Here is a 17,941-nt window from a genome sequence, read left to right as displayed (position 1 = left end):
GCCACACGACCAGGGATCCTGAGCGCTCGCTTAGGATGAGGTGTCTTCACCGCCCCGCCCAGACGTTCAGGAGCCGTACCCGTGACCGCCGAAGCCCCGCCCGCCCCCGCCCTGTCGTACGGCCGGCTGATCCCCGTCACCGTCCACTTCGACGACCTGGATGCGCTCGGGTTGCTGCACAACGCCCGCTACCCGGTGCTGGCTGAGCGCGCCTGGACCGAACTGTGGCACGAGAAGGGCGTCCGGTTCGAGGGCGACTGGGCGGCCGCCGGTGACGCCTGCAACGCGGTCAAGGAACTGCGCATCACCTACGAGACGCCAGTGACCAGGCCGGGTGCGTATGCCGTCCACCTGTGGCTGGAACGGCTCGGCACCACCGGCCTGACCTACGGCTTCCGGTTCTGCTCGGCGGACGGGGCGCTCACCTACGCACACGGCACCCGGGTACTGGTCCGGCTGGACGCGGCCACGATGCGCCCCGCCCCGTGGAGCGAGGGTTTCAGGGCCGCGGGTCGGGAACTGCTGCGCCCCGTCGACTGACCTCGACCTTCCCGGCGCCGCCACGATCGCCGGGGCGCAGCACACCCGCGAACACCGCGAGTCCGGCGGCCAGCAGGGTCACCAGGCAGAACGACACCATCAGGCTGGTCGCCTGGGCCACCCCGCCGATCAGGCTGGGCGCGATCAGACCCGAGGTGTATGTGATCGTCGCCACGCCCGCGATGGCCTGACTGGGATTCGGGCCGCTGTGCCCGGCCGCCGCGAAGCACAGCGGTACGACGACCGCGATGCCGAGCCCCATCATCGCGAACCCGGCCATGGCGACCGCCGGATGGCCCGCGACGACGATCAGCAGCCCGCCGAGCACGGCGAGGACGCCGCCCGCGCGCACCGTACGGACCGCGCCGAACCGGTTCACCACCGCGTCCCCGGCGATCCGGGCCACCGCCATGGTCAGCATGAAGCCCGTCGTAGACGCCGCCGCGAGACCGGCCGAGCTGTCCAGCCGGTCACGCAGGAACACCGCCGACCAGTCCAGGCTGGCGCCCTCGGCGAACACCGCGCAGAAGCCGACGGCGCCGATCAGCAGCGCCGACCGGGGCGGCAGGGTGAACCTCGGCGGCGGCTCCTCGTCGTCCTCGGGCTGTACGTCCAGCACCTGGCCCGCGAACAGGATGCCGAGCCCGGTCAGGGTGGCCGCCGCCAGCGCGAAGTGCACACGGGCGTCCGAGCCCAGGTGTGCGGCGAGGGTGCCGGCCGCAGAGCCGACCAGGGCGCCCGCGCTCCACAGGCCGTGCAGCCCGGACATGATCGACCTGCCGAGCAGCCGCTCGACCTCGACGCCGAGCGCGTTCATCGCGACGTCGGCCATGCCCGCGCTCGCGCCGTAGGCGAACATCGCCAGACACAGCGTGTACACGTTCGGCGCGAGCCCCGGCAGCACCAGGGACAGCGTCCACAGCGTGATCAGACCGCGCAAGGCCGTACGGCTGCCGAAGCGGTGGCTGATCCGGCCGGCCAGCGGCATCGCGCACGAGGCGCCCAACGCCCCGAAGGCCAGTGCGAACCCCAACTGGCCCGCGCTCAGCGAGGCATGGTCCTGGATCCACGGCACACGGGTCGCGAACGAGCCGGTGACGGCACCGTGCACGGCGAACACGGCCGCCACGGCGTACCGCGCGCGCCTCACCTCTTGCTGGTCGTAGCCCACGTCACTCATGGTCCAGCCCCTCCCCGGGTGGTTTCACCTGCTGCGTGCCCCGCTGCATCGCCGTAAACTATCAGGGACCCTGCCTGATAGATAGATGATTTCGCGGCCGCCGGATGCCGGTGACGACGCGCCGGCCCGGTTCGCCGATCTGGGAGGATTCCCGTCATGCCCGCATCACCGAGCACCGCCCGGGCCATCAACGACCGGCTCGCCCTCCGTCTGCTGCAGGAGGAAGGCCCGCTCACGGCAGGGCAGTTGAAGCAGCTGACCGGGCTGTCCCGGCCGACGGTCGCGGACCTCGTCGAACGCCTCGCAGCGGCCGGCCTGATCACCGTCGTCGGCGAGTCCGGCGAGCAGCGGCGGGGCCCCAACGCCCGGTTGTACGGCATCGTCGCCGACCGGGCTCACCTGGCGGCGCTCGACGTCCGCACCGCGGGCGTCTCCGTGCTCGTCTCCGACCTGGTGGGCCGGGTGCTCGCCGAGGCGTCCGTGCCGATCGGCGGCGACACCGGGACCGGGCCCGCGCTGGAGCAGGCGGTCACGCTGGTCGAACGGGTGGCGAAGGAGGCCGGGGCCGACCGGCTGCACACCGTCGGTATCGGCGCGCCGGGCCTCATCGACCCCGCGACGGGCGAACTCCGGGACTCGACCGGGCTGCCCGTCTGGCACCGGCGGCTGGTGGCGGCCCTTCAGGAGCGGTTCCCGGAAGCACGCGTCACGGTCGAGAACGAGACCAACCTCGCCGCCCTCGCCGAGCAACGCGAGGGCGGCGCCCGGGACCGCGACACCTTCGTCCTGCTCTGGCTGGGCCACGGCACCGGCGCCGCCGTCGTGCTGGACGGCACCATCCGCCGGGGCGCCTCCGGCGGTACCGGGGAGATCGGGTTCCTTCCCGTGCCGGGCACGGTGTCACTGCCCTCGGCGACGGACTGCGAGGGTGGCTTCCACTCGCTGGCCGGGGCCGCGGCGATCGGCGCGCTGGCCGTGCGGCACGGGCTGCCCGGGGATCCGAAGGGGGACGGACCGGTCGCGGCGGGAACCGTCCGGGAGGCCGGGGCGAGCGCCGACCCGGGCAGCGCGGCAGACCGTTTCCTCGACGCTCTCGCCGACCGCATCGCGATCGGCGCCGCCTCCGTCGTCGCCGTCCTCGACCCCGGCTGCGTGGTCCTGGGCGGCGAGGTCGGACAGGCCGGGGGAGAGGACCTCGCGGCGCGGGTCGAGTCCCGGCTCCGCCGAATGTCACCCCTGGTCACGGAGGTACGCGCGACCGACCTGGGCGGCACGGCGGTCCTCCGCGGCGCCCTCCTGACGGCCCGGGAACGTGCCCAGGAGGAACTGTTCGCACCTCCGGAGCGGTAGCGGAGCGGGGTGCGAACAGCAGGGCCGGGCTCCAGTTCTCGCGACCGCACGCGCGCGTCCCCCACACCGCACCCGCCGGGCCCGGCTCACTTCCGGCCGCGGCCCCCGAACCGCCGCTCCAGGTACTCCTCGAAGGTCCCCTGCCCGTCCGCGTGCTCCGGGGCCAGATGACCGCCGGTCCTGAAGGCGGCGTACGTCCTGCCGAACAGCGGGACGGCGGCCACCCGGCGGTGTCGGCCGGTCGCCCGCAGATAGGCGCGGGCGAAGGACTCGAGAGTCCGCGCCTCGGGACCGCCCAGGTCCGGGACCCGTCCCGCCGGGCTCCCCTCCGCCAGCTCGGCCAGCCGGTCCGCGACTTCGCTCACCTCGACCGGCTGGTCCGGCACGCCCGCGGGCAGCAGCATCACCGGTGGCTTGGCGAGGACCTGGAAGAGCTGTACGAGCAGGTCGTGGAACTGCGTCGCCCGCAGCACCGTCCAGCCGAGACCCGACTCCTCGACCAGCTTCTCCACGGCGTACTTGGACTTGTAGTAGCCGAGCGGCACCCGGTCGACGCCCACGATCGAGATGTACACGAGGTGCTCCACACCGGCCCGCCGCGCCGCCGCGATCAGGTTCGCCGCCGCCCGCTCGTCGCCGCCCCGCGGCGTGCTCGCACAGTGCACGACCGTGTCCACGCCCGCCACGGCCGCGTCCAGACCGGGGCCGCCCGCGCGCAGGTCGACGGCGTACGGCGGGGTGTGCCGGCTGAGCACCCGCACCTCGTGGCCGCCCGCCCGCAGCCGCTCGGTGACAAGCCCGCCGAGTGTTCCGGTACCGCCGGTCACCAGGATCGTGGTCATGCTGTTCCGTCCCTCCGGTCACACCGTGTGCTCCCCGCTGGAGCACCCTTCACCGGCTGAGACCGCACAGCCCCCGCGGGATGTGACAGCCGCGCGGCGCGATGTCAGGTGCGAGCGAGCTGACGCCGTACGAAGTCCAGCTTGTCCGGGTTCGCCACGGCCCGCGCACTCGTGATCAGCCCGTCCCGCAGCTCGAAGGTGACGACGCCGACCAGCGTGTCGTCCAGCCACGCGAGCAGCGCGCTCGAGCCGTTGACCTCGGCCCCCGTGTAGTCCAGGCCCGCCGCGAACTTCCGCAGGCCACCGGCCAGGAACCGGGCGACCGTCGCGCGGCCCTCGATCGGCCGCCGGGCCGCAGAGACCTTGCCGCCGCCGTCGCTCCACCAGACCGCGTCGGCCGCGAGGAGCTTCTCCAGACCGGCCAGGTCCCCGTCCCGGGCCGCCGAGATGAACGACGCGACCAGCTCCTGTTGCCGCTCGGGTGCCGGTTCGAAGCGGCCCTCCTCGGCTTCCACGTGACGCACCGCCCGGCGGTACAGCTGACGGCAGTTGGCCTCGCTCAGGTCCAGCACACCCGCGATCTGCCGGTGCCCGTACCCGAACGCCTCGCGCAGCACGTACACCGCCCGCTCGGTCGGCGTGAGCCGTTCCAGGAGGACCAGCATGGCCAACGACACGGCGTCCCGCTGTTCCGCCGACTCCAGCGGCCCGAGCGTGCCGTCCGAGGTGAGCACCGGCTCCGGCAGCCAGGTGCCGACGTACTGCTCGCGCCGGGCGCGAGCCGAAGTCAGCCGGGAGAGACAGAGGTTGGTGACGACCTTGGCGAGCCAGGCGCCGAGGTGCTCGATCTTCGCGCGGTCCGCGCCGGTGAAGCGCAGATAGGCGTCCTGGACGGCGTCCTCGGCCTCGTCCGCCGAACCGAGCAGACGGTATGCGAGCCCGAACAGACGCGGGCGGTGGGTCTGGAACTCCTCGGTGAGCGACGTGGTCATGCGTTCACCCTGCCAGAACCCCGCGGAGTCCCTGGAGGCCCGACGGCGGGCAAGGGCCGTCGTCACCGCCGCCGGGCCCGCTGGAACAGTAAATGGACTAGACCATAGCGGTCAATAGATCGGGAAGGGTCTCAAGATCCGTCGCCGGTGGGGGAGTTGGGAACCCGGCGATCCGCCCCGGAACGGGCGGCCGTGCGGAGTGTGAGGCACTGCACACCATGCGTCTGTCTTGATGTCGATCTGGCGTGGCACACTGTGCGTGTACCAGAAGCAGCGCACTCCGGGGTCGGTGAAACTCCGAACCGGCGGTTAAAGTCCGCGACCCGGTCGCTTCCAGCGGCCGGTTGACCAGGTGGAATTCCTGGACCGACGGTTAAAGTCCGGATGGGAGGCAGTGCGCGGCGGGCGGGCATGCGTGCGCGCCGCCGTTTCTGGGACTCGTCCGCCGGGACGGGTCCTGTCCGGCGTCGCCCCCAGTGTGCTCATCCGTTTCATTCTGTCGTCATCGACAGGCCCCGGAGTCCGTGCCCGAATGAGGCAGGAGGACCCGGGAAGTGTTCACCGGAATCGTCGAAGAGCTGGGTGAGGTCACCGCCGTCGAGAATCTCGGCGACGCCTCCCGCTTCCGGCTCCGCGGCCCCGTCGTCACCCAGGGCGCGCAGCACGGCGACTCAATCGCCGTGAACGGGGTCTGTCTCACCGTCGTCGACCACGAGGGCGACGAGTTCACCGCGGACGTCATGGCCGAGACGCTGAAGCGCTCCAGCCTGGGCGCCCTGTCCGTCGGCTCCCGCGTCAACCTCGAGCGCCCCACCGCCGTGGGCGCGCGCCTCGGCGGGCACATCGTGCAGGGCCATGTGGACGGCACCGGCGAGGTGCTGGCGCGCACGCCCTCCGAGCACTGGGAGATCGTCAGGATCTCGCTCCCCGCGGACCTCGCCCGCTACGTCGTCGAGAAGGGCTCCATCACCGTCGACGGCATCAGCCTCACCGTCGTCGAGGCGGGCCCCGACTACTTCACCGTCAGCCTCATCCCCACCACGCTCGCCCTGACCACGCTCGGCCTCAAGCAGCCCGGCGACCCGGTCAACCTCGAGGTCGACATCATCGCCAAGTACGTCGAGCGGATGCTGGCCGGTCAGGAGGCCGGCCGGTGAACCAGCTCAACTCCGAGGCGTTCGTGCTGTTCGGCCAGCACATCCTGTGGTCGGACATGATCGGCAACATTTTCGGTCTGATCGCCCTCGCCCTCGGCTGGCGCCGCTCCGTATGGACCTGGCCGGTCCAGTTCGTCGCCGGCCTCGTCCTCTTCGGCGCCTTCTTCGGCCATCTGACCGGCAGCGCGGGCAAGCAGGTCGTCGTCATGCTCGTCGCGCTGTACGGCTGGTGGCAGTGGAACCGCGGCAAGGGCGAGGCGGAGGACGGGCACGTCTCCGTACGGTTCGCCACCTGGCGCGAACGCGCGGCCATGCTCGCCGCCGCGGCCGTCGGCACCGTCGCGGTGGCCCTCCTCTTCCAGGCCTACCCGTCCCTGTCCTGGGACCCGTGGCCCGACGCCTACATTTTCGTCGGCACCGTCGTCGCCATGTACGCCCAGGCGCGCGGCATGGTCGAGTTCTGGTTCGCCTGGCTCCTCGTCGACCTCGTGGGCGTGCCCCTCAACTTCGCCAACGGCTACGCCTTCTCCGGCTTCGTCTACGTCATCTACGGCGCGCTCGTCCTGTGGGGCATGCGCGACTGGTGGCTGCGCTCGCGCAAGGCATCGCGGCCCGTCCTGGAAGGAGCGCCCGCATGACTGCGGCACCCGTCCTGTACAGCACCGAACTGGACGACTTCACTCTCGATCCCGTCGAACAAGCCATCGCCGACATCGCCGCCGGCCGGCCCATCGTGGTCGTCGACGACGAGGACCGGGAGAACGAGGGCGACCTCGTCGTCGCCGCCGAGAAGGTGACGCCCGAGATCGTCGCCTTCATGATGAGCGAGTGCCGCGGCCTGATCTGCGCCCCCATGGAGGGCGAGGAACTCGACCGGCTCAGGCTCCCGCAGATGGTCGAGGACAACACCGAGTCGATGCGGACGGCGTTCACGGTCTCCGTCGACGCCTCCCCCGCCCATGGTGTGACCACCGGCATCGCGGCCGCCGACCGCGCGACCACGCTCCAGCTGCTCGCGAGCGGCACGGCCGAGCCCACCGACCTCGTCCGCCCCGGGCATGTCTTCCCGCTGCGCGCCCGGTCCGGCGGCGTCCTGGTCCGCGACGGCCACACCGAGGCCGCCGTCGACCTCGCCCGGCTCGCGGGACTGCGCCCGGCCGGCGCCATCGTGGAGATCGCCGGCGAGGACGGCCGCATGCTGCGGCTGCCCGAGCTGATCCCGTTCGCCCGCAAGCACGGTCTGACGATCATCTCCATCGAGGACCTGATCGCCTACCGCCGCAGCACCGAGCCCACCGTCCGTCGTGAGGCCGAGGTCAACCTGCCCACCAGGCACGGCACGTTCACGGCGTACGGCTACCGCTCCACGGTCGACGGCGTCGAGCACGTGGCGCTCGTCCACGGCGACATCGGCGAGGGCGAGGACGTCCTGGTCCGTGTGCACTCCGAGTGCCTCACCGGAGACATCTTCGGTTCCGCCCGGTGCGACTGCGGCCCCCAGCTCGAGGCCTCCCTGGAGCGCATCCAGGAGGAGGGCAGGGGCGTGGTGGTCTATCTGCGCGGCCACGAGGGACGCGGCATCGGGCTGCTGTCCAAGCTGCGGGCGTACGAACTCCAGGAGCGCGGTCGCGACACCCTAGACGCCAACCTCGAACTCGGCCTGCCCGCCGACGCCCGTGACTACGGCGCCGGCGCGCAGATCCTCGAGGACCTCGGCGTGCGCAGTCTGCGCCTGATGACCAACAACCCCGACAAGACCGACGCCCTGCTGCGCCACGGCCTCAAGGTCACCGGACGTGAGCCGATGCCCGTGCAGGCGGGCGAGCACAACCTCCGCTACCTGCGCACCAAGCGGGACCGGATGGGGCACGACCTGCCCTGGCTGGACACACCTGCGGTGTCCACCTGCGGCAACCAGTAAGAGAAGCACGAAGGAGAGACGTGAGCGGCAAGGGTGCACCGGAACTGTCCGTACAGAACGCGAGCGACCTCAGGGTCGCCGTCATCGCGGCGCAGTGGCACGAGAAGGTGATGGACGGTCTGGTCAACGGCGCCCTGCGCGCCCTGGGCGAGCTCGGCATCGACGAGCCCACCCTCATTCGGGTCCCCGGCAGCTTCGAGCTGCCGGTGGCCGCCAAGGTCCTGGCGGGCCGCGGCTACGACGCGGTCGTCGCCCTCGGCGTCGTCATCCGCGGCGGCACCCCCCACTTCGACTACGTGTGCCAGGGCGTCACCCAGGGCCTGACCCAGGTCTCCGTCGAGACCGGCATCCCCGTCGGCTTCGGTGTGCTGACCTGTGACACCGAGGAACAGGCCCTGGACCGCGCCGGCCTGGAGGGTTCCAACGAGGACAAGGGCCACGAGGCCGTCACCGCGGCGGTGTCGACAGCGTGCACGCTCCGCTCGGTGTCCGAACCCTGGCACTGAGCCATCGCCCGGAGCGCGTAGGCTAAGGACCACCATGTCCAAGAAGACGTTCGAGGAGCTCTTCACCGAGCTCCAGCACAAGGCAGCCCACGGCGATCCCGCCACCTCCCGCACCGCGGAACTGGTCGGAAAGGGCGTCCATGCCATCGGCAAGAAGGTCGTCGAAGAGGCCGCCGAGGTCTGGATGGCCGCCGAGTACGAGGGCAAGGCGGCGGCCGCCGAAGAGATCTCGCAGCTGCTTTACCACGTCCAGGTGATGATGGTCGCCCGCGGGATCTCCCTCGACGACGTCTACGCCCACCTCTGAGCCGTACCCCCGTACAGTCCCGTACACAACGAGCAAAGGAAGCCGACCTCATGCTGCGCATCGCCGTCCCCAACAAGGGTTCACTGTCCGGCCCTGCGGCGGACATGCTGCATGAGGCCGGCTACCAGCAGCGCCGGGAGTCCAAGGAACTCCGCATCGTCGACCCGGCCAACGAGGTCGAGTTCTTCTACCTCCGCCCCCGCGACATCGCCATCTACGTCTCGACCGGGCGGCTCGACATCGGCATCACCGGGCGCGACCTGCTGATCGACTCCGGCGCGGGCGCCGAGGAGATCCTCCCGCTCGGCTTCGCCCGCTCCACCTTCCGCTACGCCACCAAGCCGGGCACGGCGAGCGGCGTGCAGGACCTCAACGGCAAGACGGTCGCCACCTCCTACGAGGGCATCGTCGCCAAGCACCTCGCCGACAGCGGCATCGACGCCTCCGTGGTCCACCTCGACGGCGCCGTCGAGACCGCCATCGAGCTGGGCGTCGCCGAGGTCATCGCGGACGTCGTGGAGACCGGCACCTCGCTGCGCAACGCGGGGCTGGAGGTGATCGGCGAGCCCATCATGAAGTCCGAGGCCGTCGTCATCCGGCGCACGGGCGCCGACACCGAGGAGCCCAAGGTCCGGCAGTTCCTGCGCCGCCTCCAGGGCGTCCTGGTCGCCCGGACCTACGTGATGATGGACTACGACTGCCGCGCCGAGCACCTCGAGGCGGCCGTCGCCATCACCCCCGGCCTCGAGGGCCCGACCATCTCTCCGCTGCACAACGAGGGCTGGGTCGCCGTCCGCGCCATGGTCCCGGCCAAGGACGCGCAGCGCATCATGGACGACCTGTACGCCATCGGCGCCCGGGCCATCCTCACCACGGCCATCCACGCCTGCCGCCTCTGATCCGAGGAGGCCGCACCCCGATGTCCGACCCGACCCCCCTTCCCGACCTGCCCGTCACCTTCCGCCCGGGCCGCACCCGCGCCGTCCTGCTCACCGCCGGCGTCGTGATACTCCTGGTCATCTCCGGGATCGCGATGCTCCTGGAGCAGCTCGGCCCGGGGGAGCGGCTGAGCTTCGTCATCACCGGCGCCCTCATCTTCTGGGTGCTGGCGCAGCTCGCCCGGGTGAAGGTCGTCGCCGACGAGTCCGGCGTGACCGTCGTGAACATCGCCAGCCGGCGGCGCCTGGAGTGGGCGGAGATCCTCCAGGTCAACCTCCGCGCCGGCGACCCCTGGGTGTTCATCGACCTCAGCGACGGCACCAGCCTGCCCGCGCTCGGCATCCAGCCGGGCATCGCCAGGCAGCGCGCCATCGCCGACGCCCGCACCCTGCGGGCACTCGCCGAGGCCCGCGCCGTCACAGATCCGGAGCGGCCTCAGGGGTGAGTGTGGGGTCGGCCACTCTCCCTCCGGCCCCCTGTCTTGATTAATCTGTTGGCGGAGGCGTTTTCACGGCGCCTCCGCCCCTGTCGTGCCTCCGGTCTTCAGAGGCCCCCTGCTACCCGAGGAGTGACTCCCTCCAGCGATGGACGGATCGTCCTGTAGTACCTGCGCCGCCCCCTCCCGACATACCGAGGCGGCGGCATGACCCTCTCTCTGCTGCTCCTGGGAGCGGCTCTCCTGCTGATCCTCGCCAACGGGTTCTTCGTGGCCGCCGAGTTCGGCCTGGTGACGGTCGAGCGCGCCGAGGCCGAGAAGGCGGCCGCCGAGGGCGACAAGCGCGCCCGTACGGTCGTCGAGTCCCTCAAGGAGCTGTCCTTCCAGCTCTCCGGCACCCAGCTCGGCATCACCATCACCTCCCTCGTCGTCGGTATGCTGGCCGAACCGGCCCTTGCCGAGCTGCTGAACGGCCCGTTCACCGCGATCGGCATCCCCGAGGGCGCCGTCTCCGGTGTTGCCGTGGTCATCGGCATGCTGCTCGCGTCGGCGGTCCAGATGGTGATCGGCGAACTCCTGCCCAAGAACTGGGCGGTGTCCAAGCCGCTGACGGTCGCGCGCTTCGTCGCCGGACCGCAGCACCGCTTCGCCCGGCTGTTCCGGCCGGTGATCGCCGCCCTCAACACGGTCGCCAACCGCCTGGTGCGCGCCCTGGGCGTCGAGCCCGCCGAGGAGCTGGCCTCCGCCCGCACACCGGGCGAACTCGTCTCCCTGGCCCGGCACTCCGCGCAGGCCGGCGCCCTGGAACAGGACACGGCCGACCTGTTCGTCCGGACGCTGTCGCTGGGGGAGCTGACCGCGCAGCACGTCATGACCCCGCGAGTGAAGGTCAGCGCGCTCCAGGCCTCGGCGACCGCCGAGGACGTCGTCAACCTCACCCGGGCCACCGGACTGTCCCGCTTCCCCGTCTACCGGGAGAAGATCGACGAGATCGTCGGCATGGCCCATCTCAAGGACGCGCTGGCCGTGCCCGCGCACGACCGGCTGCGCACCCCGGTCGGCCGCATCGCCCACCCGGCCCTGCTGGTCCCGGAAACGCTGCCCGTCCAGCCCCTGCTGGCCCGGCTGCGCAGCGAGCAGCCGATCGCGGTCGTCGTCGACGAGTACGGTGGTACGGCGGGCGTGGTGACCCTTGAGGACATCGTCGAGGAACTCGTCGGCGAGGTGCGTGACGAGCACGACCGCCAGCACCTGCCCGAACTCGCCGTCGCCCCGCCCGAGGACGGCAGGCCCGCCTGGGAGGCCGACGGCAGCTGCCGAGTCGACATCCTCAAGCGCATAGGCCTCGACGTGCCCGAGGGGCCGTACGAGACCGTCGCGGGCCTGGTCGCCGACCTGCTCGGCCGGATCCCCGCCCCCGGTGACAAGGCCGAACTGCCCGGCTGGCGGCTGTCCGTGCGCCAGGTCGGTCACTACCGTGCCGAGCGCGTCCGACTCGTCCGCACCGCCCCGGTGGCCCCTGCCGCGGAGGCCGTCCGATGAGCGTGCTCCAACTCGTCTTCGCCGCGCTGCTGGTCCTCGCCAACGGCTTCTTCGTGGGCGCCGAGTTCGCGCTCGTGTCCGTGCGCCGCAGCCAGATCGAACCCCTCGGCACCGCCCGCGCCCGCCAGGTGCTGTACGGCCTGGAGCGGCTGCCGCAGATGATGGCCGCCGCCCAGTTCGGCATCACCGTCTGCTCACTGACCCTGGGCGCGGTCGCCGAGCCGACGGTGGCGCATCTGCTGGAGCCGGTGTTCGAGTGGATCCACCTGCCGGACGGTGTGATCCACCCGCTCGGCTATGTCATCGCCCTCGCCGCGGTGGTCTTCTTCCATCTGGTGATCGGCGAGATGGTCCCGAAGAACCTCGCGATGGCGGCACCGGAGAAGGCCGCGCTGTGGCTCAGCCCAGGGCTGGTCGCCTTCGCCCGGGTCTGCAGGCCCATCACGGTGGCCCTCGGCGCCTGCGCGCAGGGGCTCCTGCGACTGTTCCGCGTGGAGCCGAAGGACGAGGTCGAGGCCGTCGTCACCAGCGAACAGCTCAACCGGCTCCTCGAGGACTCCGGCGAGGCCGGGCTCCTCGACCCGGAGGAGCGGGAGCGCCTGGAGGACGCGCTGGAACTGGGCTCGCGCCCGGTCACCGACGTGCTCCTCAAGCGCGAGTCGCTGGTGACGGTGCCGCCGTCCGTCACACCGGGCCAGATCGTGGAGCTGACCGCCCGCACCGGGTACTCCCGCTTTCCCGTGGCGACGGAGAAGGGCGCCTTCATGGGCTACCTGCACGTCAAGGACGTACTCGACCTGGAGGACTCGCAGCGGGCGGTACCGCAGCAGATCTGGCGGCCGATGACGACCCTGCGCTCGGAACTCCCCCTGGACGACGCCCTCACGGTCATGCGCCGGGCGGCGACCCACCTCGCCCAGGTGGCGGACGCGTCGGGCAGAGTCCTGGGCCTGGTCGCGCTGGAGGACGTACTGGAACTCCTGGTGGGCGAGGTCCGCGACCCGGCCCACCGGGAAACCCCGGAGCCGAAGGTCACCGAGCCGAGGGTGAGCGGGGAACCGGAACAGGCACTCGCGAGCTGAACGGTGGGGGCGCGGGATCCATGGGTCACACGGCCGGCGGATCCTGCGGCCCCCGCCCCGACAGCACTTCCCCGTACGCCTGCATCAGGTCGGGCAACCGCAGCGTCGCCAGGTCGTCGCGCGTCAGCTGCCCCGGATACCCCGACAACCGCAGATCCCGGTACGCACAGCTCTTCTCGTACAGCGTCCGCAGGAACCGCCCGTTGCCCAGTTCGTCGATCCACCCCTGGTCGACCACATGACCGGCGATGGACCGCAGCTCCTCCAGCGCCTCCTCGTCCCACGCGTCCCCGTTCTCCGCCGCCAGCACCTCACCGATCGACGTGAGTTCCAGCGGCCGGTAGGAGGGGAAGTCGACGCGCGTCGTGAAGCGGGACGACAGGCCCGGGTTGGCGGCCAGCAGACGGTCCATGCCCTCGGGGTAGCCGGCCAGGATCACCACCAGGTGGTCCCGGTTGTCCTCGGCCCGCTTGAGCAGCACCTGCAGCGCCTCGTCGCCGTACGCGTCCCCCTTGCCGTAACCGGAGTTGGACAGCGAGTACGCCTCGTCCACGAACAGCACACCGCCGATCGCGGAGTCGATCAGCTCGTTGGCCTTGACGGCGGTCTGGCCCAGATACTCCCCGACGAGGTCGGCCCGCTGCGCCTCCACGAGATGGTCGCCGCCGAGCAGCCCGAGGGCGTAGAAGACGCGGCCGAGGATGCGGGCGACGGTGGTCTTGCCGGTACCGGAGGGCCCGGAGAAGACGAAGTGTCGCTTGGGGGGCTGGACCGGCAGCCCCTGCCCGGCCCGCAGCCGAGCCATGTTCAACTGTGCCGACAGCGCCTTGACCTGGCGCTTGACGGGTTCGAGCCCCACCATGCGCTCGAGCTCGGCGAGCGCCTCCTCGAGCAGGGCGGCATCCGTCGGTCCGGCGGGCAGTGACGAGGGCACGAAGGACTTCTCGCGCACCGAAGGGGCGGTCACCGAGGGCAGGGGACCGGTCGGCGGCAGCTCGGCCTCGGACAGCCGGAGATCGCGGCCTTCGGTGCCGAACAGCGGGTCCAGGGTGTCCGGGCCGTCCACGGAGTCCCCGGCACCGATGAGCGTGATCGCCGCGAGGCCGGTCGCGTCGTCGTACCCGTCGCCTTCGGCGATCGCGGCGAGCCGGGCCGAGGTGTCCATGAAGGCGGGGTCGACGCGGTGCACCGCCCGGTACAGCGGGAGGGCCGCGGCGCTGCGGCCGGTGCCCTCGTGCGCGCGGGCCAGCCAGTAGCGCAGCTCCTTGCGCTGCGGCTGCTCGCTGCGGCAGCGCATCAGGGCCGCCGCGAGGAGCGGTTCGGCCTGGCCGTACATCTCGAGCCGGACCCTGGCCATGCCGCCGAACAGCCCCGCCTCGATGCCCAGCAGGGGATCGTTGATCAGCGGGTCGGTGTGCCGGACCAACTGCTCCCAGTCCTTGACCAGATAGGCGCGGCAGGCGTGCAGGAAGCGGACCTGCGGATCGCTGTCCACCGGCGGCAGCCCGGCGAGCGCCCGGTCCAGCTCCGGGACGTGCCGGCCGTCCAGCCAGTGCGAGGTGTGCGCGAGGAGCAGGTCGCGCGGGTTCTCGAGCACCGGCTGCACCCACCAGCCCAACCAGTACCAGGAGTTGAGGGAGCGGCGGTGCCGGGTGCGCTGCTCGCCGAAGCGCTCGCGGTGCCGGAACATCTGCAGCAGCGCGGTCGTCGTGTCGACGCGCAGCGCGTGCAGCCCGAGCCAGGCGTCGGCCATCCCGGGATCCATCCGCACCGCGGCGCGGAACTCCTCCTCCGCCTGCGGATAGGCGCCCATGGTGTAGGCGTCCACGCCTCGCAGCCAGGCGAGGTCGGCCGGGGCCTCGGGGCCCTGCGTGCCGAAGTCCATCACGTCCCCCACAAACCGTGCCCCCGTTGGTTCGCCACCGGGCAGTCGCCCGACGGCTGCCTTGGTCGAACCGCTGTGCCGCGGACCGGAGTTGCAGGTGCGCGAAGCAGCCGCTCGAAGGTCGCACCGAGGGCATCGTACCTGCGGGGTGTGTGCCCGCCGAAGGGTGTGTCACGAGCCGTTCGGCGAGGTGGGAGCAGACAGGGCACGACGCATTCGGTGACCGAGGGTGAGCGAATCGATGCGCGGGGCGCTCGTGAAGCGGGCCGAGGGCAGAACGAAGCCCCCGATCACGGGGGAACAACCGGGGGCTTCGCGTTTCTGGGCGGCACCGAATGGCCGCACATTGAGAACGTAAGTCCTGTACGGCCGCCGGGTCAAGCCGAGTTGGAGCACTTGGCCAAGTTCTCACGCAAGGCTCTTCACGGGTTCAGCACACTGCCGACGGTCCGTCACGGTGCGTGACATGCTGGTCTGGTCCAACAGTTCCCGCTGGGCCCGGCAGCATCTCGTACCCCTCGGGTGACTGCAGCACCAGAAGATCGGCGTACGGCCGCGACGGGTCCTCGGCGAAATGCCGGCGCTCCGCCTCGACCCACCCGGCCCAGAACTCCCGCTGCTCCGCCCCGTCCCGCAGCCGGCCCCGCGTCCAGGACTCCTCGTGCTGCAACTCCATCCACATCAGCCGTGCCAGATGAGGGCGCAGCGCACGACGGCCGGCGCCGACCCCTTCGACGAGGACCACGGGCACGGGCGGCAGTGCCACGGGCCGGCCGAAGCGGCGGGTGCGCCAGTCGTACGGCTCGTAGGTGGCCGGTTCGCCGTGGGTGAACGGCTCGATCACCTGGGCCAGCAGCCGGCCGGTCCACTCGAAGAGTTCGTCGTGACTGGCGATGTCGTCGAGGTGCAGCACCGGCGCCCCGTCGAGCGCGGCGGCCAACTGCCCCGCGAACGTGGACTTTCCGGATCCGGCGTGCCCGTCGACGGCGACCAGCCGGACCGGCCCGCAGGACGGGGGCAGTTCGCGCAGCCGGGAGGCGAGGACGTGAATGGCGATTCCCGGGGTGTGATGCGGTGTGGGGGCGCTTTCCGGAAACATTCTAGTAGGGGCAGCGCCGCGTACGTCCGCCGGGCGTAGGTGCCTCCTGCGTGACTGCGAGGTGTCGAACGGGACGCCCACCGGACCGTCGTGATCATTCCGGCACGGCCCCTGGCACCTGGGCCGCTGGGGCCGGCCGGCCGATCGGCCGGCTCGCTGTGACCTGGTTCCTGCTCGGCAGCCTGCTGTTCATGCTGCCGAGCAGGCCTCGCCTGTCACCGCCGACTCCTTCGACCACGCGCCGAGGACCTCGTCTGTCCGCCCGCGGAAGTGGCACCGATGTACGTCAAGCACATCCGCCGTCGTCGTCCGTAGCAGGTGGCATCAGTGGACGAGACCAATATTGCTGGCGTGGTATCGGCCGAAGTACTGGCAGGGGCATGGCGGCTGTTCCATAGTTGGCGCACAACTGCTAGGCGGGCTCGCCGAATGGGGCAGGGCTGAACGGCCCCGAAGGTGAACCGCCGCGCACCGGAACCGACTCGGACCCCTGGGGGTACTTCCGCCCATGAGCAGAGCCGAACAGCCGTCCCGCAGAACCGTTCTGGCCGCCGCGGTCGTCGCCGCCGTGGCCGGCGGCACGGGACACGCGGTCGCCGCGACCGTCTCCGACACCGCCGTCACCGGGAACACGGCCCCTGCCCGGCCGGTCGACAACCGCGCCTGGACCACCTTCACCGACTGGCGTTCCGGCACCGCCAAGGGCGTCCGGGCCGTGTCGGGTGCCCGTCCCGGTGTGGTGATCACCGCCCCGGCGGGCACCACCGACTACACGGACCCGCACACCGGCACCACGGCCGCCTGGGAGTACGCCACCTGGACCTCGCCGGTCCACCGGCTCTCCGTCCCCGCCACCGAGGCGATCGCCTCCTGGAACGCGCACACCCCGGCCGGCACCTGGATCCAGGTCGAGCTCCACGGCACGTACTCCGACGGCACGGACACGCCCTGGTACGTGATGGGCCGCTGGGCCGCCGGCGACGAGGACATCCGGCGCACCTCGGTCGACGACCAGAGCGACGGCAAGAGCAGTATCTGGACGGACACGTTCGCGATCGACGACGCGAGCACCGGTCTGCGCCTCGTGTCGTACCGACTGCGCCTGACCCTCTACCGCAAGCCGGGCACCAGGCTCACCCCGACCGTGTGGCGGCTCGGCGCCATGGGCTCCGACGTCCCGGACCGTTTCACGGTGCCCGCCTCCACACCGGGCCTGGCCCAGGAACTGATCGTCCCGCGCTACTCGCAGTCGATCCACTCGGGCCAGTACCCGGAGTACGACAACGGCGGCGAGGCCTGGTGCAGCCCCACCTCCTCGCAGATGATCATCGAGTACTGGGGCGGCCGGCTCACCCCGGAGCAGCTGTCCTGGGTCGACCCGGGCTATGCCGACCCGCAGGTCGACCACGCGGCCCGCTACACGTACGACTACCAGTACGAGGGTTGCGGCAACTGGCCGTTCAACGCGGCGTACGCGGGCACGTTCGACGGTCTGCAGGGCGTGGTCACCCGGCTCGGCTCGCTCACCGACCTGGAGACGCTGATCGCGGCGGGCATCCCGGCCATAACGTCCCAGTCGTTCCTCAAGACCGAGCTGACGGGCGCCGGTTACGGCACCTCCGGCCACCTGATGACGGTGATCGGCTTCACCGCCGAGGGCGATGTGATCGCCAACGACCCGGCCTCGCCGAGCGACGAGGCGGTGCGGCGCGTCTATCTGCGGCGCGAGTGGGAGAACATCTGGCTCAGGACCAAGCGGGTCAACGCCAGCGGCGGCGTCTCGTCGGGCACCGGCGGCGTCTGCTACCTGTACTTCCCCGCGCATCCGACCCCGCGCCAGCGCAAGGCGCTCGCGGCGGTGGGCGTGCGCTGATCAGGCCGGACGCGGCCCCCGGGGCAGGACCGGGGGCCGGGTGCCTGTGACCAACGTCTCTGCCGCAAGCGCCGCTGACGGTGGCAAGGTGGACGAAACGGTGGGGGGAGTCCATCCGTACAGCCGACCTCAGCGAGACGCCATGACCGCACACTCAGCCACCGCCGCCCGCACTCGCACCGGCGGCCCCAAGGACGACGGCCCGAAGATCCTCGAGCACGTCATGGGCTGGACCCTGGTGATGGTCGTCGCGATGCTCGTGACCCAGCTCGGCCTCATGTGACCCGACC

General features: G+C 71.4%; 18 protein-coding genes and 1 riboswitch. Of the genes, 13 read left to right on the top strand and 5 right to left on the bottom strand.

Annotated elements, in window-relative coordinates:
• Window positions 1-81 precede the first annotated feature (81 nt).
• The gene (locus IEZ19_RS03895) at window positions 82-540 is read left to right on the top strand and encodes an acyl-CoA thioesterase (RefSeq protein ID WP_189309562.1); all 459 of its coding nucleotides are present in this window, start codon (window positions 82-84) and stop codon (window positions 538-540) included.
• Here IEZ19_RS03895 and IEZ19_RS03890 read toward each other — a convergent pair.
• A complete protein-coding gene (locus IEZ19_RS03890) occupies window positions 500-1,720 on the bottom strand; it encodes an MFS transporter (RefSeq protein ID WP_189309561.1) in 1,221 nt (406 codons plus the stop codon). The two genes, IEZ19_RS03895 and IEZ19_RS03890, sit on opposite strands and share 41 nt — an antisense overlap.
• Before the next feature lie 156 nt (window positions 1,721-1,876).
• On the opposite strand from IEZ19_RS03890, the gene IEZ19_RS03885 reads away from it, so the two are divergent.
• Window positions 1,877-3,070, top strand: coding sequence for an ROK family transcriptional regulator (locus IEZ19_RS03885; protein WP_189309560.1), 1,194 nt, complete (start codon window positions 1,877-1,879; stop codon window positions 3,068-3,070).
• A gap of 86 nt (window positions 3,071-3,156) precedes the next feature.
• Here the strand turns inward: IEZ19_RS03885 and IEZ19_RS03880 are convergent, their stop codons facing one another.
• Both IEZ19_RS03880 and IEZ19_RS03875 read right to left on the bottom strand, forming a co-directional pair.
• Window positions 3,157-3,912 (bottom strand): SDR family oxidoreductase, encoded by a 756-nt coding sequence (locus IEZ19_RS03880; protein ID WP_189309559.1) that lies wholly within the window; start codon window positions 3,910-3,912, stop codon window positions 3,157-3,159.
• Window positions 3,913-4,016: 104 nt separating this feature from the next.
• Window positions 4,017-4,904, bottom strand: coding sequence for an RNA polymerase sigma-70 factor (locus tag IEZ19_RS03875; protein WP_189309558.1), 888 nt, complete (start codon window positions 4,902-4,904; stop codon window positions 4,017-4,019).
• A 271-nt stretch (window positions 4,905-5,175) separates the two neighbouring features.
• Window positions 5,176-5,306: riboswitch (FMN riboswitch) on the top strand.
• 152 nt (window positions 5,307-5,458) lie between these two features.
• On the opposite strand from IEZ19_RS03875, the gene IEZ19_RS03870 reads away from it, so the two are divergent.
• The 9 genes from IEZ19_RS03870 (at window position 5,459) to IEZ19_RS03830 (ending at window position 12,794) form a co-directional block, all read left to right on the top strand.
• Window positions 5,459-6,061, top strand: a complete 603-nt coding sequence (locus IEZ19_RS03870) for a riboflavin synthase (RefSeq protein ID WP_189309557.1) — start codon at window positions 5,459-5,461, stop codon at window positions 6,059-6,061.
• A complete protein-coding gene (locus tag IEZ19_RS03865; RefSeq protein ID WP_189309556.1) occupies window positions 6,058-6,699 on the top strand; it encodes a nicotinamide mononucleotide transporter family protein in 642 nt (213 codons plus the stop codon). Before IEZ19_RS03870 ends, IEZ19_RS03865 begins: the two co-directional genes overlap by 4 nt.
• Window positions 6,696-7,982 (top strand): bifunctional 3,4-dihydroxy-2-butanone-4-phosphate synthase/GTP cyclohydrolase II, encoded by a 1,287-nt coding sequence (locus IEZ19_RS03860; RefSeq protein ID WP_189309555.1) that lies wholly within the window; start codon window positions 6,696-6,698, stop codon window positions 7,980-7,982. Before IEZ19_RS03865 ends, IEZ19_RS03860 begins: the two co-directional genes overlap by 4 nt.
• A 20-nt stretch (window positions 7,983-8,002) precedes the next feature.
• Window positions 8,003-8,488: a 6,7-dimethyl-8-ribityllumazine synthase gene (ribH, locus tag IEZ19_RS03855; protein ID WP_189309554.1), complete on the top strand. Its 486-nt coding sequence runs from the start codon at window positions 8,003-8,005 to the stop codon at window positions 8,486-8,488.
• 34 nt (window positions 8,489-8,522) lie between these two features.
• The gene (locus tag IEZ19_RS03850) at window positions 8,523-8,795 is read left to right on the top strand and encodes a phosphoribosyl-ATP diphosphatase (RefSeq protein ID WP_189309553.1); all 273 of its coding nucleotides are present in this window, start codon (window positions 8,523-8,525) and stop codon (window positions 8,793-8,795) included.
• A 50-nt stretch (window positions 8,796-8,845) separates the two neighbouring features.
• Window positions 8,846-9,694 (top strand): ATP phosphoribosyltransferase, encoded by an 849-nt coding sequence (hisG, locus tag IEZ19_RS03845; protein ID WP_189309552.1) that lies wholly within the window; start codon window positions 8,846-8,848, stop codon window positions 9,692-9,694.
• A gap of 20 nt (window positions 9,695-9,714) precedes the next feature.
• Window positions 9,715-10,179: a PH domain-containing protein gene (locus IEZ19_RS03840; protein ID WP_189309551.1), complete on the top strand. Its 465-nt coding sequence runs from the start codon at window positions 9,715-9,717 to the stop codon at window positions 10,177-10,179.
• 198 nt (window positions 10,180-10,377) lie between these two features.
• Complete coding sequence (locus IEZ19_RS03835) at window positions 10,378-11,712, top strand: hemolysin family protein (protein WP_189309550.1); 1,335 nt, start codon at window positions 10,378-10,380, stop codon at window positions 11,710-11,712.
• A complete protein-coding gene (locus IEZ19_RS03830; protein ID WP_189309549.1) occupies window positions 11,709-12,794 on the top strand; it encodes a hemolysin family protein in 1,086 nt (361 codons plus the stop codon). Before IEZ19_RS03835 ends, IEZ19_RS03830 begins: the two co-directional genes overlap by 4 nt.
• Window positions 12,795-12,819: 25 nt before the next feature.
• On the opposite strand, the gene IEZ19_RS03825 is transcribed toward IEZ19_RS03830, so the two are convergent.
• Both IEZ19_RS03825 and IEZ19_RS03820 read right to left on the bottom strand, forming a co-directional pair.
• Window positions 12,820-14,679: an AAA family ATPase gene (locus IEZ19_RS03825; RefSeq protein WP_189309548.1), complete on the bottom strand. Its 1,860-nt coding sequence runs from the start codon at window positions 14,677-14,679 to the stop codon at window positions 12,820-12,822.
• A 430-nt stretch (window positions 14,680-15,109) separates the two neighbouring features.
• Window positions 15,110-15,778, bottom strand: coding sequence for a uridine kinase family protein (locus IEZ19_RS03820; RefSeq protein WP_229839929.1), 669 nt, complete (start codon window positions 15,776-15,778; stop codon window positions 15,110-15,112).
• A gap of 508 nt (window positions 15,779-16,286) precedes the next feature.
• Between IEZ19_RS03820 and IEZ19_RS03815 the strand changes: the two genes are divergently transcribed.
• Both IEZ19_RS03815 and IEZ19_RS03810 read left to right on the top strand, forming a co-directional pair.
• Entirely contained in the window at window positions 16,287-17,651 is a 1,365-nt protein-coding gene (locus IEZ19_RS03815) for a C39 family peptidase (RefSeq protein ID WP_189309547.1), read from the top strand.
• A 142-nt stretch (window positions 17,652-17,793) separates the two neighbouring features.
• Window positions 17,794-17,934, top strand: coding sequence for an SCO1431 family membrane protein (locus IEZ19_RS03810; RefSeq protein WP_189309546.1), 141 nt, complete (start codon window positions 17,794-17,796; stop codon window positions 17,932-17,934).
• Window positions 17,935-17,941: the final 7 nt, after the last annotated feature.

This window comes from Streptomyces brasiliensis (assembly GCF_014647875.1).
Lineage (GTDB): Bacteria > Actinomycetota > Actinomycetes > Streptomycetales > Streptomycetaceae > Streptomyces > Streptomyces brasiliensis.
This window is presented reverse-complemented; position numbering and strand designations above follow the sequence as displayed.

Excerpts from the sequence above, each read along its gene's own strand:
- IEZ19_RS03890 (WP_189309561.1), bottom strand. The coding sequence starts at position 1,720 with ATGAGTGACGTGGGCTACGACCAGCAAGAGGTGAGGCGCGCGCGGTAC.
- IEZ19_RS03885 (WP_189309560.1), top strand. The coding sequence starts at position 1,877 with ATGCCCGCATCACCGAGCACCGCCCGGGCCATCAACGACCGGCTCGCC.
- IEZ19_RS03880 (WP_189309559.1), bottom strand. The coding sequence starts at position 3,912 with ATGACCACGATCCTGGTGACCGGCGGTACCGGAACACTCGGCGGGCTT.
- IEZ19_RS03875 (WP_189309558.1), bottom strand. The coding sequence starts at position 4,904 with ATGACCACGTCGCTCACCGAGGAGTTCCAGACCCACCGCCCGCGTCTG.
- IEZ19_RS03860 (WP_189309555.1), top strand. The coding sequence starts at position 6,696 with ATGACTGCGGCACCCGTCCTGTACAGCACCGAACTGGACGACTTCACT.
- IEZ19_RS03850 (WP_189309553.1), top strand. The coding sequence starts at position 8,523 with ATGTCCAAGAAGACGTTCGAGGAGCTCTTCACCGAGCTCCAGCACAAG.
- hisG (WP_189309552.1), top strand. The coding sequence starts at position 8,846 with ATGCTGCGCATCGCCGTCCCCAACAAGGGTTCACTGTCCGGCCCTGCG.
- IEZ19_RS03840 (WP_189309551.1), top strand. The coding sequence starts at position 9,715 with ATGTCCGACCCGACCCCCCTTCCCGACCTGCCCGTCACCTTCCGCCCG.
- IEZ19_RS03835 (WP_189309550.1), top strand. The coding sequence starts at position 10,378 with ATGACCCTCTCTCTGCTGCTCCTGGGAGCGGCTCTCCTGCTGATCCTC.
- IEZ19_RS03830 (WP_189309549.1), top strand. The coding sequence starts at position 11,709 with ATGAGCGTGCTCCAACTCGTCTTCGCCGCGCTGCTGGTCCTCGCCAAC.
- IEZ19_RS03825 (WP_189309548.1), bottom strand. The coding sequence starts at position 14,679 with ATGGACTTCGGCACGCAGGGCCCCGAGGCCCCGGCCGACCTCGCCTGG.
- IEZ19_RS03820 (WP_229839929.1), bottom strand. The coding sequence starts at position 15,778 with ATGTTTCCGGAAAGCGCCCCCACACCGCATCACACCCCGGGAATCGCC.
- IEZ19_RS03815 (WP_189309547.1), top strand. The coding sequence starts at position 16,287 with ATGAGCAGAGCCGAACAGCCGTCCCGCAGAACCGTTCTGGCCGCCGCG.
- IEZ19_RS03810 (WP_189309546.1), top strand. The coding sequence starts at position 17,794 with ATGACCGCACACTCAGCCACCGCCGCCCGCACTCGCACCGGCGGCCCC.